This window comes from Citrobacter freundii complex sp. CFNIH9, assembly GCF_002903305.1.
Classification (GTDB): Bacteria; Pseudomonadota; Gammaproteobacteria; order Enterobacterales; family Enterobacteriaceae; genus Citrobacter; species Citrobacter portucalensis.
The window spans coordinates 152585-171428 of sequence record NZ_CP026241.1 but is presented as its reverse complement, the minus strand read 5'-3'; the positions used below and the strand labels follow the sequence as shown (position 1 = coordinate 171428).

The 18844-nt window shown below is 57.4% G+C and carries 20 protein-coding genes and 2 pseudogenes; 6 read left to right on the top strand and 16 right to left on the bottom strand.

The window, feature by feature from the left end:
- Positions 1-6 precede the first annotated feature (6 nt).
- A complete protein-coding gene (gene tetR(D) / locus C2U43_RS27035) occupies positions 7-663 on the bottom strand; it encodes a tetracycline resistance transcriptional repressor TetR(D) (protein ID WP_000113282.1) in 657 nt (218 codons plus the stop codon).
- 95 nt (positions 664-758) lie between these two features.
- On the opposite strand from tetR(D), the gene tet(D) reads away from it, so the two are divergent.
- The 3 genes and pseudogenes from tet(D) to C2U43_RS27020 form a co-directional block, all read left to right on the top strand.
- Positions 759-1943 carry a tetracycline efflux MFS transporter Tet(D) gene (tet(D), locus tag C2U43_RS27030; protein ID WP_001039466.1) on the top strand — a complete coding sequence of 395 codons (1185 nt, stop codon included), beginning with the start codon at positions 759-761 and terminating at the stop codon, positions 1941-1943.
- Positions 1944-2037: 94 nt separating this feature from the next.
- Positions 2038-3147 carry an S-(hydroxymethyl)glutathione dehydrogenase/class III alcohol dehydrogenase gene (locus C2U43_RS27025; RefSeq protein ID WP_000842134.1) on the top strand — a complete coding sequence of 370 codons (1110 nt, stop codon included), beginning with the start codon at positions 2038-2040 and terminating at the stop codon, positions 3145-3147.
- 21 nt (positions 3148-3168) lie between these two features.
- Positions 3169-3591, top strand: a pseudogene (locus C2U43_RS27020) (alpha/beta hydrolase-fold protein); the annotation flags it as partial.
- Between the two features lie 45 nt (positions 3592-3636).
- Here the strand turns inward: C2U43_RS27020 and C2U43_RS27010 are convergent.
- The 9 genes and pseudogenes from C2U43_RS27010 to C2U43_RS26965 form a co-directional block, all read right to left on the bottom strand.
- A complete protein-coding gene (locus C2U43_RS27010) occupies positions 3637-4341 on the bottom strand; it encodes an IS6-like element IS26 family transposase (RefSeq protein WP_001067855.1) in 705 nt (234 codons plus the stop codon).
- 64 nt (positions 4342-4405) lie between these two features.
- Positions 4406-5656, bottom strand: a pseudogene (locus C2U43_RS27005) (transposase); the annotation flags it as partial.
- A 74-nt stretch (positions 5657-5730) separates the two neighbouring features.
- A complete protein-coding gene (locus C2U43_RS26995) occupies positions 5731-6399 on the bottom strand; it encodes an EAL domain-containing protein (RefSeq protein WP_001300294.1) in 669 nt (222 codons plus the stop codon).
- Positions 6400-6434: 35 nt separating this feature from the next.
- Positions 6435-6671 (bottom strand): broad-spectrum mercury transporter MerE, encoded by a 237-nt coding sequence (gene merE / locus C2U43_RS26990; protein WP_000993386.1) that lies wholly within the window; start codon positions 6669-6671, stop codon positions 6435-6437.
- On the bottom strand, positions 6668-7030 hold the full coding sequence (merD, locus tag C2U43_RS26985) for a mercury resistance co-regulator MerD (protein WP_001277456.1): 363 nt from the start codon (positions 7028-7030) through the stop codon (positions 6668-6670). The genes merE and merD overlap by 4 nt, the downstream gene beginning before the upstream one ends.
- A 17-nt stretch (positions 7031-7047) precedes the next feature.
- Complete coding sequence (merA, locus tag C2U43_RS26980; RefSeq protein ID WP_000105636.1) at positions 7048-8742, bottom strand: mercury(II) reductase; 1695 nt, start codon at positions 8740-8742, stop codon at positions 7048-7050.
- 51 nt (positions 8743-8793) lie between these two features.
- Positions 8794-9216: an organomercurial transporter MerC gene (gene merC / locus C2U43_RS26975; RefSeq protein WP_001447540.1), complete on the bottom strand. Its 423-nt coding sequence runs from the start codon at positions 9214-9216 to the stop codon at positions 8794-8796.
- A gap of 35 nt (positions 9217-9251) precedes the next feature.
- Entirely contained in the window at positions 9252-9527 is a 276-nt protein-coding gene (gene merP, locus C2U43_RS26970; RefSeq protein WP_000732292.1) for a mercury resistance system periplasmic binding protein MerP, read from the bottom strand.
- 13 nt (positions 9528-9540) lie between these two features.
- On the bottom strand, positions 9541-9891 hold the full coding sequence (locus tag C2U43_RS26965) for a mercuric transport protein MerT (RefSeq protein ID WP_001294663.1): 351 nt from the start codon (positions 9889-9891) through the stop codon (positions 9541-9543).
- A gap of 71 nt (positions 9892-9962) precedes the next feature.
- On the opposite strand from C2U43_RS26965, the gene merR reads away from it, so the two are divergent.
- Together merR and C2U43_RS26955 are read left to right on the top strand one after the other, a co-directional pair.
- A complete protein-coding gene (gene merR, locus C2U43_RS26960) occupies positions 9963-10397 on the top strand; it encodes an Hg(II)-responsive transcriptional regulator (protein ID WP_000429836.1) in 435 nt (144 codons plus the stop codon).
- 78 nt (positions 10398-10475) lie between these two features.
- On the top strand, positions 10476-11480 hold the full coding sequence (locus C2U43_RS26955) for an IS110-like element IS4321 family transposase (protein WP_000427623.1): 1005 nt from the start codon (positions 10476-10478) through the stop codon (positions 11478-11480).
- A gap of 525 nt (positions 11481-12005) precedes the next feature.
- Here C2U43_RS26955 and C2U43_RS26950 read toward each other — a convergent pair.
- The 4 genes from C2U43_RS26950 to C2U43_RS26935 form a co-directional block, all read right to left on the bottom strand.
- Entirely contained in the window at positions 12006-12866 is an 861-nt protein-coding gene (locus C2U43_RS26950) for a broad-spectrum class A beta-lactamase TEM-1 (RefSeq protein WP_000027057.1), read from the bottom strand.
- A gap of 820 nt (positions 12867-13686) precedes the next feature.
- Positions 13687-15057 carry an IS1182-like element ISCfr1 family transposase gene (locus C2U43_RS26945; RefSeq protein ID WP_000971921.1) on the bottom strand — a complete coding sequence of 457 codons (1371 nt, stop codon included), beginning with the start codon at positions 15055-15057 and terminating at the stop codon, positions 13687-13689.
- A 114-nt stretch (positions 15058-15171) separates the two neighbouring features.
- Positions 15172-16308: a DUF3883 domain-containing protein gene (locus C2U43_RS26940; RefSeq protein ID WP_000080861.1), complete on the bottom strand. Its 1137-nt coding sequence runs from the start codon at positions 16306-16308 to the stop codon at positions 15172-15174.
- Between the two features lie 50 nt (positions 16309-16358).
- Positions 16359-16586: a hypothetical protein gene (locus C2U43_RS26935; protein ID WP_000248278.1), complete on the bottom strand. Its 228-nt coding sequence runs from the start codon at positions 16584-16586 to the stop codon at positions 16359-16361.
- 23 nt (positions 16587-16609) lie between these two features.
- Between C2U43_RS26935 and C2U43_RS26930 the strand changes: the two genes are divergently transcribed.
- Positions 16610-16801 (top strand): hypothetical protein, encoded by a 192-nt coding sequence (locus C2U43_RS26930; protein ID WP_000951934.1) that lies wholly within the window; start codon positions 16610-16612, stop codon positions 16799-16801.
- Positions 16802-17282: 481 nt separating this feature from the next.
- Here C2U43_RS26930 and C2U43_RS26925 read toward each other — a convergent pair whose 3' ends face one another.
- Together C2U43_RS26925 and aac(3)-IId are read right to left on the bottom strand one after the other, a co-directional pair.
- Positions 17283-17825 carry an AAA family ATPase gene (locus C2U43_RS26925; protein WP_000587837.1) on the bottom strand — a complete coding sequence of 181 codons (543 nt, stop codon included), beginning with the start codon at positions 17823-17825 and terminating at the stop codon, positions 17283-17285.
- A gap of 12 nt (positions 17826-17837) precedes the next feature.
- On the bottom strand, positions 17838-18698 hold the full coding sequence (gene aac(3)-IId, locus C2U43_RS26920; RefSeq protein ID WP_000557454.1) for an aminoglycoside N-acetyltransferase AAC(3)-IId: 861 nt from the start codon (positions 18696-18698) through the stop codon (positions 17838-17840).
- Between the last annotated feature and the right edge of the window lie 146 nt (positions 18699-18844).

Genomic DNA, 18844 nt, shown 5'->3' with positions numbered 1-18844 from the left:
GCTCCATCAGCAAAAGGGGATGATAAGTTTATCACCACCGACTATTTGCAACAGTGCCGTAAGCTGCACCTCAAACCCCCGGATCAGGCTCTCCAGGCCATGCAGAAAGGCCTGCTCACCATCATCACTGTCCATAATCTGCAGCGCTTCCCGCAATAGCGGCGGCAGGTTTTCGTCCGGTGCTGCAGGGCGGTCGGTCAGGGCGGCAGTATGCTCCTGCTGCTCCAGTACGGCACCAAGGGTAAAATGACTGACCGCTGAAATCGCATATAACCCGTCGCGCAGTGAAAAGCCGTTTTCTGTCATAAAGCGTAACTGGGTTTCCACCGTATCATACTGTTTTTCATCAGGGCGGGTGCCGAGGTGCACTTTTGCCCCGTCACGGTAACGCAGCAGCGCCCGGCGGAAACTCATTGCATTATTGCGCAGAAATGACTGCCAGGATTCCCCCGCCGCAGGCAGTGAATAATCATGATGACGCGCCAGGATCTCCACCGCCAGCGCATCCAGTAACGCCCGTTTATTTTTCACATGCCAGTAAAGTGTCGGCTGTTCTATTCCCAGCTTCTGCGCCAGCTTGCGGGTCGTCAGCCCGTCAATCCCTGTCTCATTCAGCAGTTCCAGTGCCGCATCAATAACCGATTCTCTGTTCAGCCGTGCCATGACCGTCTCCTCCGATTTTCAGATTGACACTCTATCATTGATAGGGATATATTCCAACTCTATCAATGATAGGGAATTAACACAGGATCTGAAAAATGAATAAACCCGCTGTCATCGCGCTGGTGATTACACTGCTGGACGCGATGGGAATTGGTCTGATCATGCCGGTATTACCGTCACTGCTGCGGGAATATCTCCCGGAAGCGGATGTGGCAAACCATTACGGCATTCTGCTGGCGCTGTATGCGGTGATGCAGGTCTGTTTTGCTCCGCTGCTGGGCAGATGGTCAGATAAGCTGGGGCGCAGACCGGTGCTGCTGTTATCCCTGGCGGGTGCCGCGTTTGATTACACACTGCTGGCACTGTCCAATGTGCTGTGGATGTTGTATCTCGGGCGGATTATCTCCGGGATCACTGGTGCCACCGGCGCGGTTGCGGCTTCGGTAGTGGCGGACAGCACGGCGGTCAGCGAGCGTACCGCCTGGTTCGGCCGTCTCGGTGCGGCCTTTGGTGCCGGGCTGATTGCCGGGCCGGCTATCGGCGGACTGGCGGGGGATATCTCACCGCATCTGCCGTTTGTCATTGCGGCAATACTGAATGCCTGCACCTTTCTGATGGTCTTTTTTATCTTTAAACCGGCGGTACAGACAGAAGAAAAACCGGCGGAGCAGAAACAAGAAAGCGCAGGTATCAGCTTTATCACACTGCTTAAACCTCTGGCGCTGTTGCTGTTTGTCTTTTTTACCGCGCAGCTTATCGGGCAGATCCCGGCCACTGTCTGGGTATTGTTTACGGAGAGCCGCTTTGCCTGGGACAGCGCGGCGGTCGGTTTTTCACTGGCGGGACTCGGGGCGATGCATGCACTGTTTCAGGCGGTGGTTGCCGGGGCGCTGGCAAAACGGCTGAGTGAGAAAACCATTATTTTCGCCGGATTTATTGCCGATGCCACCGCGTTTTTACTGATGTCTGCTATCACTTCCGGATGGATGGTGTATCCGGTCCTGATCCTGCTGGCAGGCGGCGGAATTGCACTGCCTGCATTGCAGGGCATTATCTCTGCCGGGGCATCGGCGGCAAATCAGGGAAAACTACAGGGTGTGCTGGTCAGCCTGACCAATCTGACCGGCGTGGCGGGCCCGCTGCTGTTTGCTTTTATTTTCAGTCAGACACAGCAGAGTGCGGACGGTACGGTGTGGCTGATTGGCACGGCACTGTACGGTCTGCTGCTGGCAATCTGTCTGCTGATCAGAAAACCGGCACCGGTGGCGGCCACCTGCTGACCGGCGCTATACAGGCAGCGCTGTTGTGCGGTATGGTGGACGGCATTCGTGCTTATCGCCTGCCATGATAAGCCTCAGACACAGAGGAACCGTTATGAAATCACGCGCAGCAGTCGCCTTCGGGCCGGGTTTACCCCTTGAAATTGTTGAAATTGATGTGGCACCGCCGAAGAAAGGTGAAGTGCTGGTGAAAATCAGTCACACCGGGGTATGCCATACCGATGCCTACACGCTTTCCGGTGATGATCCGGAAGGTCTGTTCCCGGTGGTGCTCGGCCATGAAGGTGCCGGGGTGGTGGTTGAGGTCGGTGAGGGCGTGACCAGTGTGAAACCGGGCGACCATGTGATCCCGCTGTACACCGCCGAGTGCGGCGAGTGTGATTTCTGTACCTCCGGTAAAACCAACCTCTGTGTTGCCGTCCGCGAAACCCAGGGCAAAGGCGTGATGCCGGACGGCACCAGCCGTTTTTCGTATAACGGTCAGCCGCTCTATCACTATATGGGCTGCTCGACATTCAGCGAATATACCGTTGTGGCGGAAGTATCACTGGCGAAAATCAATCCGCAGGCCAATGCGGAGCAGGTTTGCCTGCTCGGCTGCGGCGTGACCACCGGGATCGGCGCGGTACACAATACCGCGAAGGTACAGGAAGGGGATTCTGTGGCGGTATTCGGCCTCGGCGGTATCGGGCTGGCCGTGGTGCAGGGCGCACGTCAGGCAAAAGCGGGGCGCATCTTTGCCATCGATACCAATCCATCCAAGTTTGAGCTGGCAAAACAGTTCGGCGCCACAGACTGCATTAATCCCAATGATTATGACAAACCTGTTCAGCAGGTGCTGGTCGAAATGACCAAATGGGGTGTGGATCATACCTTTGAATGTATCGGCAATGTCAATGTGATGCGGTCGGCGCTGGAAAGTGCGCACCGTGGCTGGGGGCAGTCGGTAATTATCGGGGTGGCGGGTGCCGGAAAAGAGATTTCAACCCGTCCGTTCCAGCTGGTGACCGGCCGGGTCTGGAAAGGCACGGCGTTCGGCGGCGTGAAAGGGCGTACCCAGTTGCCGGGAATGGTGGAAGATGCCATGAGCGGCAAAATCGAGCTGGCGCCGTTTGTCACGCACACCATGGAACTGGATAAAATCAATGAAGCTTTTGATTTGATGCACGACGGCAAATCCATCCGCACAGTCATTCATTACTGATAACGTATTCAGGGAGATACTATGGAACGGATTGAACATCACGTCTGTTTCGGCGGCAGCCAGGAAGTCTGGCGTCACCACTCTGCGGTGACCGGCACGCCGATGACTTTTTCCGTGTTTCTGCCGCCGCAGGCAAAAACAGAGAAATGTCCTGTGCTGTACTGGCTTTCCGGGCTGACCTGCAACGAGCAGAATTTTATCACCAAAGCCGGGGCACAGCGTTACGCAGCGGAACACGGCCTGGTGATTGTCGCGCCGGATACCAGTCCGCGCGGCAGTCAGGTGGCGGATGATAAAGAGTACGATCTCGGCCAGGGTGCCGGGTTTTATGTCAATGCCACACAGGAGCCGTGGAAAGCGCATTATCAGATGTATGATTATATTCTGAATGAGCTGCACACCCTGGTAAGCGGGCATTTCGGCACATCGGAAAAACGGGCACTGTTGCAAAGTTAGCGATGAGGCAGCCTTTTGTCTTATTCAAAGGCCTTACATTTCAAAAACTCTGCTTACCAGGCGCATTTCGCCCAGGGGATCACCATAATAAAATGCTGAGGCCTGGCCTTTGCGTAGTGCACGCATCACCTCAATACCTTTGATGGTGGCGTAAGCCGTCTTCATGGATTTAAATCCCAGCGTGGCGCCGATTATCCGTTTCAGTTTGCCATGATCGCATTCAATCACGTTGTTCCGGTACTTAATCTGTCGGTGTTCAACGTCAGACGGGCACCGGCCTTCGCGTTTGAGCAGAGCAAGCGCGCGACCATAGGCGGGCGCTTTATCCGTGTTGATGAATCGCGGGATCTGCCACTTCTTCACGTTGTTGAGGATTTTACCCAGAAACCGGTATGCAGCTTTGCTGTTACGACGGGAGGAGAGATAAAAATCGACAGTGCGGCCCCGGCTGTCGACGGCCCGGTACAGATACGCCCAGCGGCCATTGACCTTCACGTAGGTTTCATCCATGTGCCACGGGCAAAGATCGGAAGGGTTACGCCAGTACCAGCGCAGCCGTTTTTCCATTTCAGGCGCATAACGCTGAACCCAGCGGTAAATCGTGGAGTGATCGACATTCACTCCGCGTTCAGCCAGCATCTCCTGCAGCTCACGGTAACTGATGCCGTATTTGCAGTACCAGCGTACGGCCCACAGAATGATGTCACGCTGAAAATGCCGGCCTTTGAATGGGTTCATGTGCAGCTCCATCAGCAAAAGGGGATGATAAGTTTATCACCACCGACTATTTGCAACAGTGCCCATCGGCGTAGTAGTGGATGTGGTCGATGACAAAGCCGGTGCGGGTCAGCGTGCGCCGGAGGATCGGCAGAAAATCGACCAGGAACGAAGTAGCGCGTGTGACGACGGCCGGTACGCCGACACGCGCCACGGCCTCGGCCCAGCGCGCGGCCGGCGGTTGGAGCAGGCCGTTGTGCACCGAACCGTGGTAGGTGCCGACCGCCAATGTGAGCCAGCGCTCTAGCTCGCGCAGCGTCAGGGCGGCCTTGTTTTCGGAATCGTAGTCGCCGCGCTGGTCAGGGTTGGAGAAGGTCGTTCCCGGCAGTTCGTCGTGAATCATCTGCATCGCCGTGCCGATGATCCGTTCCACGATGCCGCCATAGTGCGGCTGTCCCAGCGGGCGATAGTCCAGCCGGATGCCATGCTGCTCGCAACCCCGGCGCAGGGCCTCGCTCTTGAACTCGGCCGCGTTGTCTAGGTAGAGCAGCAAGGGCTTGCCGCTCATCTGCCAATCCATTTCCACGTTCAGTCCTTCCAGCCAAGGGCGCTTGTCGCAGGCGACATGCACGAGGCACAGGCCAACCGAAACGGCAGACGGCGCTTCCAGCGTGACGACCATGCCGAGCACGCAGCGGGTGAACACGTCGATGGCGAGGGTCAGGTACGGGCGGCCAATAGGTTGCCGGTCGCGGTCATCGACCACGATCAGGTCGATGACCGTATGGTCTATCTGCACCTGCTCCAGCGGCGCGGTCACGGCAGGAGGCTCGCCGCCCACACCTTGTAGGTCACGAGCGGCATCCTGGCCTTCCCGCCGGCGGATGACCTTGCGCGGGTCAAGGCTAGCGATCCGTAAGGCCACGGTATTGCGCGCCGGCACTCGCAGTTTTTGAGCCTTGCACACCTGAGTGACTTCGCGGTGAAAGGCCGCTAGGCTGCGCTTCTGCTTGGTCAGGAACCGCTTTTGCAGTAGCTCGTGGATGACGCGCTCGACCGGTTCCGGCAAGCGCCCCTTACCTTTACCTCCACCGGACTGGCCGGGCACCAGATCCGTCACGAGGCCGCTGCCTTGCCGGGCACGCCGGATCAGAACGTATACCTGGCGCCGAGACAAGCCCAGCGCCTGAGCCGCCATATCGGCCGCTTCGTGCCCGACCGTCTCCGACTGCGCCAACGGACTGATGATCTCCGCACGACGGCGCGCACGCTCCCAAGCCTCATCAGGCAGAGTGGCCACGCCTTGTTCTGGAATCCGTGGGGTGTCCGTCGCCATGCTCACCTCGCTTTGGTGCACACGAGTATTGAGCATAGTCGAGATTGGTGCAGATCACTTCTGATATTGAACTGTCAGGAGCTGGCTGCACAACAGCCATTACGCCCAATCAACTGGTGCAGTCGTCTTCTGAAAATGACATCCATGCCCAGCCCGTGCGCGAGCTGGATCACCGCCCGCACGATAGTTTGGTCACGGGCATCATCCGGGAGCCTGGCGACAAAGGATTGGTCGATTTTCAATGTGGTGATGGGGCAGCATTTCAGATGTTGCAGGCAGGAATAGCCGGTGCCGAAGTCGTCGGCGGCGAAGCGCACGCCGATGGCGCGCAAGGCGTCGAAACTGGCGAACAGGGCTGGATTGCCGAATGCGACCGATTCGGTCAGTTCGATCTCCAGAAGCTCGGCGGGCAGGGCCATATCGGCCAGCACCCGCTTTACCTCGTCGTCGAACGTTGGCCCAACCTGGCTGGCGGACACATTGATGGCAAGACGGAACGGTTGCCATGCCGGTCCTTGCCACTTGTGCATCTGGCGACAGGCCTCGCCCAGCACCCACGCGCCTATTTCCGGCATCAGGCCGAACGACTCGGCCAGCGGCAGGAACTGGCCGGGCGGCAACAGGCCAAGCCTCGGATGCCGCCAGCGCATCAACGCTTCCGCGCCAGCGATCCGGTGATCGCGCAGATCGACCAGCGGCTGGTAATGCAGGTCAAGCTGTCCGCGCGCCGCCGCCTGCGCCAACTCGGCCGCCGTCCATCCGGCGGGCTGCGAACTCGTCATGATCCGCCCCGGAAGGCGCGCAGCAGCCGCGTTACGGCCAGAACGAACAAGCCGGTCAGCGCGAGCGCGGCAACACCCCAATGCTCGCCAAGGAAGGCACCGGCGGTCGTCCCGGCCAGCACGGCGGCGAGAATCGGCAGATGGCAGGGGCAGGTCAACACGGCCAGCGCACCCCACAGGTAGCCGGAAACGGGTTGGCGCGTCTCGGGCGGCAGTTTGTCAGGGGCGTTCACGGCAATGCCTCCTCGTGCGCCCGCTCGGCTGGCATGGAGGCCAGTTGCGCGTCCAGATGGGCCAACGCCGCGCGCCGCCGCTCGACCAACTGGCGCAGCACGGCAAGCTGCGCTGCGGCTTGTGCGCCGTCCGCTGCGTCGAGCGCACGGCACAGCCGCGCCAGGGCATCCAGGCCGATACCCGCCTCGAAGGCCGCGCGCACGAAGCACAGCCGTTGCAAGGCCGCATCGTCGAACACGCCGTAGCCGCCCGTGGTGCAGGCCACCGGCCGTAACAAGCCGCGCACCAGGTAGTCGCGCACGATATGTACGCTCACCCCAGCGTTATGGGCCAGTTGCGATACCGTGTAGGCGCTCATCGCACACCTCCTTGTCCTCACCCGGCGCAGCAGGAAAGCTGCTTCACATCCTTGTTGAAGGTCTGCGCCGCGAGCTTCAACCCTTCGACCATCGTCAGGTAGGGGAACAACTGGTCGGCCAGTTCCTGCACCGTCATCCGGTTGCGAATCGCCAGTGCGGCCGTCTGGATCAGTTCGCCCGCTTCCGGGGCCACTGCCTGCACGCCGATCAGTCGTCCGCTGCCTTCTTCAACCACCAGTTTGATGAAGCCGCGCGTGTCGAAGTTGGCGAGCGCGCGCGGCACGTTGTCCAGCGTTAGCGTGCGACTATCAGTTTTGATGCCGTCATGGTGCGCTTCCGCCTCGCTGTAGCCTACGGTCGCCACTTGCGGGTCGGTGAACACCACGGCCGGCATCGCGGTCAGGTTCAGGGCCGCGTCACCGCCGGTCATGTTGATCGCGGCGCGAGTGCCGGCCGCTGCCGCCACATAGACGAACTGCGGCTGGTCGGTGCAGTCGCCTGCGGCGTAGATGTGTTCCACGCTTGTACGCATGCCGGGGTCGATGACGATAGCGCCTTGCGGGGTGAGCGTGACGCCCGTCGCATCCAGTGCCAGCTTGCGTGTGTTGGGCGCGCGGCCGGTGGCGACCAGCAGCTTGTCGGCGCGCAGTTCGCCGTGCGCCGTGGTGAGCACGAATTCGCCGTCCCCTTCACCATTGATATACGCGACCTGGCTGGCCTGGGTGTGTTCCCTCACCTCGATGCCCTCCATGCGGAATGCGGCCGTGACGGCTTCGCCTATAGCTGGGTCTTCGCGGAAGAACAGCGTGCTGCGAGCCAGGATCGTCACCTTCGCTCCGAGTCGGGCGAACGCCTGCGCCAGCTCCAGCGCCACCACTGATGAGCCAATCACGGCCAGGCGCTTAGGAATCGTCTCGCTGACCAGCGCTTCAGTGGAAGTCCAGTACGGAGTGTCTTTCAGGCCGGGAATCGGCGGCACGGCCGGGCTCGCGCCGGTGGCGATCAGGCAGCGGTCGAATGCCACCACGCGCTCGCCGCCGTCGTTGAGTTGCACGATCAGGTTGCGATTGTCCTTAAAGCGGGCGGAGCCGTGCAGCACAGTGATCGCCGGATTGCCCTCCAAGATGCCTTCGTACTTGGCGTGGCGCAGTTCATCGACGCGGGCCTGCTGCTGGGCCAGCAGCGCCGTGCGCTGGATGGTCGGCGTGGTAGCGGCGATGCCGCCATCGAACGGGCTTTCCCGGCGCAGATGGGCGATATGGGCGGCGCGGATCATGATCTTGGACGGCACACAACCGACATTGACGCAGGTGCCGCCGATGGTGCCGCGCTCGATCAGCGTGACACGTGCGCCTTGCTCGACGGCCTTCAGCGCCGCTGCCATCGCGGCCCCGCCGCTGCCGATGACGGCGATATGCAATGCGCCGCTGCTACCCGTCTTGTCGTTTCTGCCCAGCAGATCGCGCATCTTGTCGAGCAATCCGCCCGGCGTCGAAACTGAGGGGGCATCGGCCAGCGTGGCCCGATAACCGAGTCCAGCTACAGCGGCCGTCAGCGCGTCGGGTGACGTGCCGACCTCAATGGCGAGCTTGGCGCTGCCCTTGGCGTAGGAGACATCCGCTGATTGCACGCCGGGCACTTTCTCCAGGGCGTCCTTGACATGCACTGCGCACGAGTCGCAAGTCATGCCGGTGATTTTGAGAGTGCTCATACCATCGTTCCTTATTCGTGTGGGCCGCCGTGTCGCACGGTCAGCCGTCTTTCACAAGCGCTTGGCGGGGAGTTCGCAGCCGTCCAGTCCGCAACGGCGATGCGCCGGCGACACGAAGTCCCAGATCGACACCCCAATCATCAAGGCCAGGCCGACGTACATCAGGTTCGCCGTCCACCAGTTGCCGAGCAGCCAGACCGTGGCCGCAAACACGATGGCCGGGCCGATCATGCCGAGCAGACTGCGCAGCCATTGCCGATGACTGAACCAACCCAGCGCGTTCGCCAGGAAGGCCAGCGCGGCAAACAGCGGCAGCAGGCGGCTGATGAACAGTCCCTCGTACTGGCTCAAGAAGCCCAGCCCGATGGCCGCGCCGAAGCTGGCGAGGGCTGGAAAGCAGGCGGCGCAGCCCATCGCGGAAACGACGCTGCCGAGCGCGCCGGTTTTATCGGCAATGCGTGTCATCAGTCCCATGAAGCGGCTCTCGCTGTTGTCGTTGGCTTGCTGGCTCACTGCTTGACGCTGGACGGATAGCCGGCGTCTGCGGTGGCCTTGGTCAGCTTCTGTACGCTGGCCTTGGTGTCGTCAAAAGTGACGACGGCCTCGCGCTTCTCGAAGCCCACATCGACCTTGCTCACGCCTTCGACCTTGGAGAGCGCTTTCTTGACTGTGATCGGGCAGGCGGCGCAAGTCATGCCGGGAACCGCTAGCGTGACGGTCTGGGTAGCGGCCCACACCGGGGCAACAGCGGCGGCGAGGGCAAGGGAGGCAAACAGTTTCTTCATGATGAACTCCTGGTTAATAGAAAAATGGAACGACATAGGGAAATCCAAGCGCGACCAGGACCAGCACGGCCACGATCCAGAAAATCAGCTTGTAGGTGGCGCGCACCTGCGGAATCGCGCAGACCTCACCTGGCTTGCATGCCTGCACGGGCCGGTAAATCCGCTTCCAGGCGAAGAACAGCGCCACTAGCGCCGCGCCGATGAACAACGGTCGATAGGGTTCCAGCACCGTCAGGTTGCCGATCCAAGCACCGGAGAAGCCCAGGGCGACCAGTACTAGCGGCCCCAGGCAGCAGGTCGATGCAAGAATGGCGGCCAGCCCGCCGGCGAAGAGCGCACCGCGCCCGTTTTGTGGTTCAGACATACGTTGGCCCTTTTGAATTTGGATTGGATAGCGTAACCTTACTTCCGTACTCATGTACGGAGTCAAGCGATATGGAAAATAATTTGGAAAACCTGACCATTGGCGTTTTTGCCAAGGCGGCCGGGGTCAACGTGGAGACAATCCGCTTCTATCAGCGCAAGGGCCTGTTGCGGGAACCGGACAAGCCTTACGGCAGCATCCGCCGCTATGGGGAGGCGGACGTGGTTCGGGTGAAATTCGTGAAATCGGCACAGCGGCTGGGGTTCAGTCTGGACGAGATTGCCGAGCTGTTGCGGCTCGACGATGGCACCCACTGCGAGGAGGCCAGCAGCCTGGCCGAACACAAGCTCAAGGACGTGCGCGAGAAGATGGCCGACTTGGCGCGCATGGAAACCGTGCTGTCTGAACTCGTGTGCGCCTGCCATGCACGAAAGGGGAATGTTTCCTGCCCGTTGATCGCGTCACTACAGGGCGAAGCAGGCCTGGCAAGGTCAGCTATGCCTTAGCGTGCTTTATTTAATGAGATGGTCACTCCCTCCTTCCCGGTACTATGCTGAGGACAGGCTTTCATTCGGAGAACTATCATGGAAAACATTGCGCTCATTGGTATCGATCTGGGTAAAAACTCTTTCCATATTCATTGCCAGGATCGTCGCGGGAAGGCTGTTTACCGTAAAAAATTTACCCGGCCAAAGTTGATCGAATTTTTGGCGACATGCCCCGCTACAACCATCGCAATGGAAGCCTGTGGCGGTTCTCACTTTATGGCACGCAAGTTGGAAGAGTTGGGGCATTCCCCAAAGCTGATATCACCACAATTTGTCCGCCCGTTCGTTAAAAGCAATAAAAACGACTTTGTCGACGCCGAAGCTATTTGTGAAGCTGCATCGCGTCCGTCTATGCGTTTTGTGCAGCCCAGAACGGAATCTCAGCAGGCAATGCGGGCTCTGCATCGTGTCCGTGAATCCCTGGTTCAGGATAAGGTAAAAACAACCAATCAAATGCATGCTTTTCTGCTGGAATTTGGCATTAGCGTTCCCCGAGGAGCTGCCGTTATTAGCCGACTGAGTACCATTCTTGAGGATAATAGTTTGCCTCTTTACCTCAGCCAGTTATTGCTGAAATTACAACAGCATTATCACTATCTTGTTGAGCAGATTAAAGATTTGGAATCCCAGTTGAAACGAAAGTTGGACGAAGATGAGGTTGGACAGCGCTTGCTGAGCATTCCCTGCGTCGGAACACTGACAGCGAGTACTATTTCAACTGAGATTGGCGACGGGAAGCAGTACGCCAGCAGCCGTGACTTTGCGGCGGCAACAGGGCTTGTACCTCGGCAGTACAGCACGGGAGGTAGGACGACATTGCTGGGAATTAGTAAGCGAGGTAATAAAAAGATCCGAACTTTGTTGGTTCAATGTGCCAGGGTATTCATACAAAAACTGGAACACCAGTCTGGCAAATTGGCCGATTGGGTCAGGGATTTACTGTGCCGGAAAAGCAACTTTGTCGTCACTTGTGCTCTGGCAAACAAGCTGGCCAGAATAGCCTGGGCCCTAACGGCACGACAGCAAACTTATGTAGCATAACGGCAGAAATACACCGGTTTAAAGAATTACTGATCTGGTTTTGCGAATACTGATATTGATGATACTAACGGCCCACCGGCCTGTTGAGGAACCTGTAAAACGGAAAGGCTCATTGAAGCCGTATATTTTCTGGAGGTTCATCAGGCGCGGAACTCATCAAGGCGCGGGAATAAAATCCCATTCAGACGCCGGATAGATTCAAGCAAGCCAACTTGTCGTCAAAATCGGTGTTGCAAAAACGGGAGTGACCATAGATTCCGTTTTCTGAGGTGCCCCCTAATAGTGTTCTTCCATTTCGGTAAAAATCCCTACCATGGATTCCCACTCGTCCGGGGGGTAATGACTCCAACTTATTGATAGTGTTTTATGTTCAGATAAGGGGTCTGACGCTCAGTGGAACGAAAACTCACGTTAAGGGATTTTGGTCATGAGATTATCAAAAAGGATCTTCACCTAGATCCTTTTAAATTAAAAATGAAGTTTTAAATCAATCTAAAGTATATATGAGTAAACTTGGTCTGACAGTTACCAATGCTTAATCAGTGAGGCACCTATCTCAGCGATCTGTCTATTTCGTTCATCCATAGTTGCCTGACTCCCCGTCGTGTAGATAACTACGATACGGGAGGGCTTACCATCTGGCCCCAGTGCTGCAATGATACCGCGAGACCCACGCTCACCGGCTCCAGATTTATCAGCAATAAACCAGCCAGCCGGAAGGGCCGAGCGCAGAAGTGGTCCTGCAACTTTATCCGCCTCCATCCAGTCTATTAATTGTTGCCGGGAAGCTAGAGTAAGTAGTTCGCCAGTTAATAGTTTGCGCAACGTTGTTGCCATTGCTGCAGGCATCGTGGTGTCACGCTCGTCGTTTGGTATGGCTTCATTCAGCTCCGGTTCCCAACGATCAAGGCGAGTTACATGATCCCCCATGTTGTGCAAAAAAGCGGTTAGCTCCTTCGGTCCTCCGATCGTTGTCAGAAGTAAGTTGGCAGCAGTGTTATCACTCATGGTTATGGCAGCACTGCATAATTCTCTTACTGTCATGCCATCCGTAAGATGCTTTTCTGTGACTGGTGAGTACTCAACCAAGTCATTCTGAGAATAGTGTATGCGGCGACCGAGTTGCTCTTGCCCGGCGTCAACACGGGATAATACCGCACCACATAGCAGAACTTTAAAAGTGCTCATCATTGGAAAACGTTCTTCGGGGCGAAAACTCTCAAGGATCTTACCGCTGTTGAGATCCAGTTCGATGTAACCCACTCGTGCACCCAACTGATCTTCAGCATCTTTTACTTTCACCAGCGTTTCTGGGTGAGCAAAAACAGGAAGGCAAAATGCCGCAAAAAAGGGAATAAGGGCGACACGAAAATGTTGAATACTCATACTCTTCCTTTTTCAATATTATTGAAGCATTTACCAGGGTTATTGTCTCATGAGCGGATACATATTTGAATGTATTTAGAAAAATAAACAAATAGGGGTTCCGCGCACATTTCCCCGAAAAGTGCCACCTGACGTCTAAGAAACCATTATTATCATGACATTAACCTATAAAAATAGGCGTATCACGAGGCCTGTGGGAGGAAAATAAAGTGTCATCCTAACTACAGGACCCTGCAACGTAGCAATTCCTGCAAAAATCCATTTAAAACAATGACTTATTTCAATTCTGCCATCTGCAAGCGTTTTGTGGGGATGGAGGCCGGAATCATTAAAGTATCATCCTAATTTTCGCTCAACCTTGGAAAATGCTGAGAATCGTAAAAATAAAGTTTCATCCTTTCCGCTACTAGTTCAAGGCTTTCTTCCGGCCGCCGGCAACAACGCTGCTTGGCTGAGGCGATCCACTTGCGCTACCGCTCACTGATCAGATCGAACTTGAACTCGACGAGCAGCCAACCATCAGGCCGAGCGTGATCGCCAAAAAAAACGGATCATGCGAAATCCTTCGTTGAGTTTGGCGCGGGTTTTAGCAAATCAGCTGGCCCGCGATCCGGTTGAGAGTGATCCGAAGCGGTCCTTGACGACCGGCACAAATCGGCCGATTCTGTTGAAAAAGTAGCTTTAGCGGCAGCCTGCCGATCAGGTGTGCCTGCTGTCGAAGTGGCTGCAAGCCACTTCAAGTTGCCTTCCGGCGTTTCACTGAGCGTCCTTGCTCAGGTTTAAGGGTTAATTTGAGGGTTTCTGCTCGTAGCAGGCATACCTATCCCGTCAGCGGTGGCCCTTGAGGCAAAAGCTTGGCCATGCGGCGCAGGTTCTGCACCATCGCAGCCAAGGTGAATTCGTCAGTGGCACCCGTTAGGCCACGCAGTCGTAAACGGTCGAGTTTCATGATCCGTTTGAGGTGGGCGAAAAGCATCTCCACCTTCTTTCGTTCGCAGCGAGAGACGAGGTACTCCGGTGTCTTGGCGATGCGTCGAGCCACGTCGCGGGCAGCCTCATGGATGCTGCGGACGATCTTCCGATTCGGCGTGTTGGGGCAGCATTTCGCTTTCAACGGGCAGGTGGCGCAGTCGGTTTGGCTGGAGCGGTAAATGACGGTTTTGGCCTTAGTTACCCGCGACCTTTGCTGGGTGAAGGCGCGCCATTCACTGCGTAGCGGTTTGCCGGCTGGGCAGCGATATTCATTGGCGTCCTGACTCCAGTGAAAGTCGTTACTGGAGAGGCTGTCGTCCTTGCGCTCGGTCTTGTCCCACACCGGCACATGCGGTTCGATGTCCTTTTCTTCGACCATCCAGGCCAGCATCGGGGCGGTGCCATAAGCGGTATCGCCGATAAGGCGTTCCGGTGTGAGATCGAACTGCGCCTCGACACGCTCGACCATCGTCCTAGTCGAATCGACTTCGGCGGTACGGTGCGCCGGGGTAGCTTCCACGTCCATGATCACACCGTGCTCAGTGTCGATCAGGTAATTCGTGGAGTAGGCAAAAAAGGCCGGGCCACCTGGCGCTGCTGTCCAACGGGACTGAGGATCAGTGAGCGAAATTTTCTTGGGAAGAGCCTCAGCCAGCGCCTCTTCATCAAGGGCTTCGAGGTACTCGCGCACTGCGCGGCTGCTGAGCTTTGGATCGTTCCAATCGACCTCATCTCCCGCCACCCCACGTTGCCGGCTGGCATCCGCCTTAATGATGCTGGCGTCGACGGCGAAACCTTCACCCTTGACTAGGCCGGCTGCCATGCAGCGCCGCAGCACCTCATTGAATAACCAGCGGAATAGATCGCTGTCACGAAAACGCCCATGGCGATTCTTCGAGAAGGTCGAGTGATTGGGGACTTCGTCTTCCAGACCCAACCGGCAGAACCAGCGATAGGCCAGGTTCAGGTGCACCTCTTCGCACAATCGCCGCTCGGAACGAATGCCATAGCAGTAGCCGACGACCAGCATGCGCACCATCAACTCCGGGTCAATCGAGGGACGCCCGATGGGGCTATAGAAATCTGCCAGGTAGGCACGTAGATCACTGAGATCCAAGCACTGGTCGATGCTGCGCAGGAGATGTTGGGCCGGGACGTGATCTTCCAGATTGAACGAGTAGAACAGGCGCTGCTGTCCTCCCGGTAACTGTCCCATCATGCTGTTCGCCCCCACGCTCGCTGACAAAGCAATTTTGCCAACGGCATGGGGAGGCCGCTACTTTTTCAACAGAATCGGCCGCACACAGCCATTCGGCTCAACAGAACCCTGCCTTTACCCCACCAAACTCCGGAAACTCGCCCGGTAGTCCGTCGGCTTGAGATGCACATGTTGGCTGAGGTCGCCGGGTAGCGTGAACAGGCGCGGACCGTCCCGAAACTGGAACACGCGATACAGATGGAATTGATCGCCCGCCTCCTTGGAGAATTCGAGTTCGTTGTGGCTGACCAAGAAAGACGAGCCTACCCCGCCATTGGTGGTTTTCACCTCGATGAAGCGCTCATGGGCGTCCTCTTCGAACGACAGGATGTCGAACCCCGCACCGTCTCCCTGGGTGTCGGACACCCAATCCAGCCGCTGAAAAAGCTCTGGGTGGCCGAGCTCGGTCAGGCGTTGCTGTTCGTAGCCAATCACCCACTGCTCCCCTGCCCGGCCCAGCTTGCGGTTGGCTTCATCGCGAGCGGCATAATCGAACTTTCGCGGTAGGCGTTGCCGTAGAGATGCCGGGGTACGCACAAGCACTTCACGGGCGGGTGGTTCTACCAAAGCCGCTCGGTAGGTTTTGTCACCCGGAAGTTTTACCTCCTCCAGGGCATCGACAAGAGCGCCGACCGTCTGCTGATGTTCCAGAACGTAGGCGTGTACGGATTTACGCAGCAGCAGTTGGCTGTTGCCGCGTGGCTTGTAGCCGTTGATATAGGGCAGGCCCAGGGCATCGAGTACGGCGCTAATGTTCTGGTGCTTGAGCTCGACTGAAGACTTGCTGCGACCGTTCAGCAGTTGGCGCAGTGCCTGGTTGTGCTCGGACTTGTGGTACGGCTCCCCAGCCGCCTCGGCACGCAGCATGTCGAAATAGTCTTCGACCGTGGCCAGGACCTCTTCTTCGGACCAGTCTTCGCCGATGCGAATGATGCGAAACCCGAGCCGCGTCAGCGCCGGAACGACGGTCGTCTCGCCACCGGAGAAGCTGTCAGCAGTGAGCGGGCCCTGCTCGGGAAATTGCTTGCCGAAGGCCACACCGGCGATGGCCTTGGAATCGCAATCGGTGCCGGTCTTCGGATCACGTACCAGGAAGTCGCGGGACTTGCCGTAGCCGTGGCGCGCCAGGAATTTCGTGCGGCCCAGTTGCACGAACTCATCGATGGCAGCCTGCACGGCGGCGGGGCTTCGAAGCTGGGAGAGTTGAGACACAGGGTCCTTCCTTACTGTCATGGTGTGCCGGGAACCGCCGAGCCACGAGATTATGAGTAGCCCCTGAACAGAAACGTCACGATAAAAGCCGTGAACGCCACCAGGCCCATTAAATCCCTTGCGTATTTGCAGCCCGTGCTGTCCAAACCTGTACCAGGTCCGATCAACACGCTCCAACCATTGAGGTACGAAAACACCGCCTGACCGAACAAAAAATGCGTGATAGCCGCCGCAGCCATGACGCCGGAATCGTCAGACAGGCTGTAGCTGTTGACCATTGCCCTGTACGCCTGCATCTGAAATGGCTATTGCCCTGATGGGAGCCGGCTTTTCAGCCACCGACACCAGCGATGCCGTCAATATTCTTTACCCGATAACCATGACCGTACAAGCTAACAAGGCCTGGCAAGCCAGCGGACTTAAAAAGTCTTTTTTTCTACCATCCCACAAAAAAGTTCGTGGTGGAGAAAAGATAAGCTATGCAAGGCTTTAGGAGACGTGGTTTTTCAGGATGACGAAGAACGATTCGGCGCTAGGTGCAACATAGGTGCATCGCACGAGCGCTAGGAACGGCGAAAAAAGGCGGACGTGGCGAAATCGGTAGACGCAGCAGACTTTAAAATTGGAGTGCCCGCGGGGAAATCCGCGGAGTAGAACCGCTCAAAGTCGGGGAACGCTAACGGGCAATACCCTAAGCCAATCCCGAGCCAAGCCCCTTCGGGGGAAGGTGTAGAGACTGGACGGGCGGCGCCTAAAGCCTTCGGGCAATGGCGAAGGGACAGTCCAGACCACGAACGTCATCAGACGGCGGCGAAAGTCGAGGTGGTACGAAAATCTGCTTCTCTGTGAGAGTACGGGTTCGAGTCCCGTCGTCCGCACCACAAAGCCAAACATCCCTGCGATGATCGACCTCTGGGCGTTTGGTCGTGAGCCCGCCACCCTCGCGCTACGCTTTGCGCAGGCGTCGAAGGCGATCAGGTGCGCCCATCGATTCCGTCGAGCACCATCGCTGCGAGTTCATCGCTGGTGTGTGCACCACTATCGAGAACACGGGTTGTGCATGGAAGCCGTTCCCTTGCGGCCAAGCATCGGGCGACATTCGCTAATCGCCACTCTCGAATCTCCGCATTTCGATTCGGGTCAGGATGCATGGTCTGGTTCGCGATCCGGTGACGCAATAGGTCCTCGTTGAGCGTCAGAAAGATGTGCAGCAGCTGATCGTCGATCCGCCTTACCCCGTCGAGTATCTCAGTCAGATAGTCCGGGTGCACGAGCGTCATTGGGATGATGATGTCCTGCGAGTAATTCCTTCGAATCTCCCTGACCGCCGCGATCGTAAGTCCCCTCCACAAGGGGAGATCCTGATAGTCTCCGCTCGCTGGCATGGGGACCGTTTCTTTCACCACGAACCCGATTTCCTCGGGGTCAAAGATCAGCGATTTGGAACGCCGATCGCGCAGCCGCTTAGCGAGCGTCGTCTTTCCGGCGCCGAAAGGTCCGTTGATCCAGATTATCATTGTCGACGGCCTCTAACCTGAAGGCTCGCAAGAGCGCTCGACGGCCTCGTGCGGAGGCACGATCGGAGTGGTTCCGAAATGCTTCTCAAGATAGGTGACGCCGAACGTCACGATGTCCTGCGCGTCGAACAGGTAGCACTGAGCAAAGCCCACGACACCTTCTCGATGGCGACCGAGCTTCACGTAAGCATTTGCTATAGTTTCAACCGCATCCGGCTTTCCTTCGATAGCAAAGCAATCGAGAATGCCGTTTGAATCGTAATCCGATGCCGTTTTCCAGGCGACTTCACCGTCTCTTCCAAGCATCGGCATCTCATACGTCACCCACCGTTTGTTGGGGATATCGGCAACCGCCTCGGCGTAGTGCAATGCGGTAACGGAGTTTAGCGGCGCACCCAACAGCAGGGCCTTCCCGCCAAGGCGAACGAACCGCTCGACGGGCGATCCTTCCCCCAAGGCGTGACCGAGTTCGTGAGGCTCCGTCAGCGTTTCAGCCAGCGGACCAACCGCGACCATCGATGCATCGGGGTGCGCGCTGCGCCGCGCGCCGGGGGCTTGAACCAGAAATTGATTCAGCAGGCCGAACCCACGGTAAGTCCCGGCTGTTGCGGGATCGAACGGCAGCCAGGTACGGCGGGCTTCGTCATCCAGCCGAGCGCCATTCAGAGTCTCCTCGTAGGGTGATCGGTCCCACGACGCGTATCCCATCACAGTGCCAGTCGGCCCAACCGCGGAGCGTAACGCGGCAACGACCGTCTCCGCTCCTCCTTCGACCGGACCAATCGCTTTAAGTGAGGCATGCACCATCAAGAGGTCACCGGTTTGGACTCCGAGTTTTTGAAGCGCCTCCGTTATTGCCTTCCGCGTATGCATCGCGATATCTCCTCTAAACTGCAAAACACTATACGGGGTCTGACGCTCAGTGGAACGAAAACTCACGTTAAGGGATTTTGGTCATGAGATTATCAAAAAGGATCTTCACCTAGATCCTTTTAAATTAAAAATGAAGTTTTAAATCA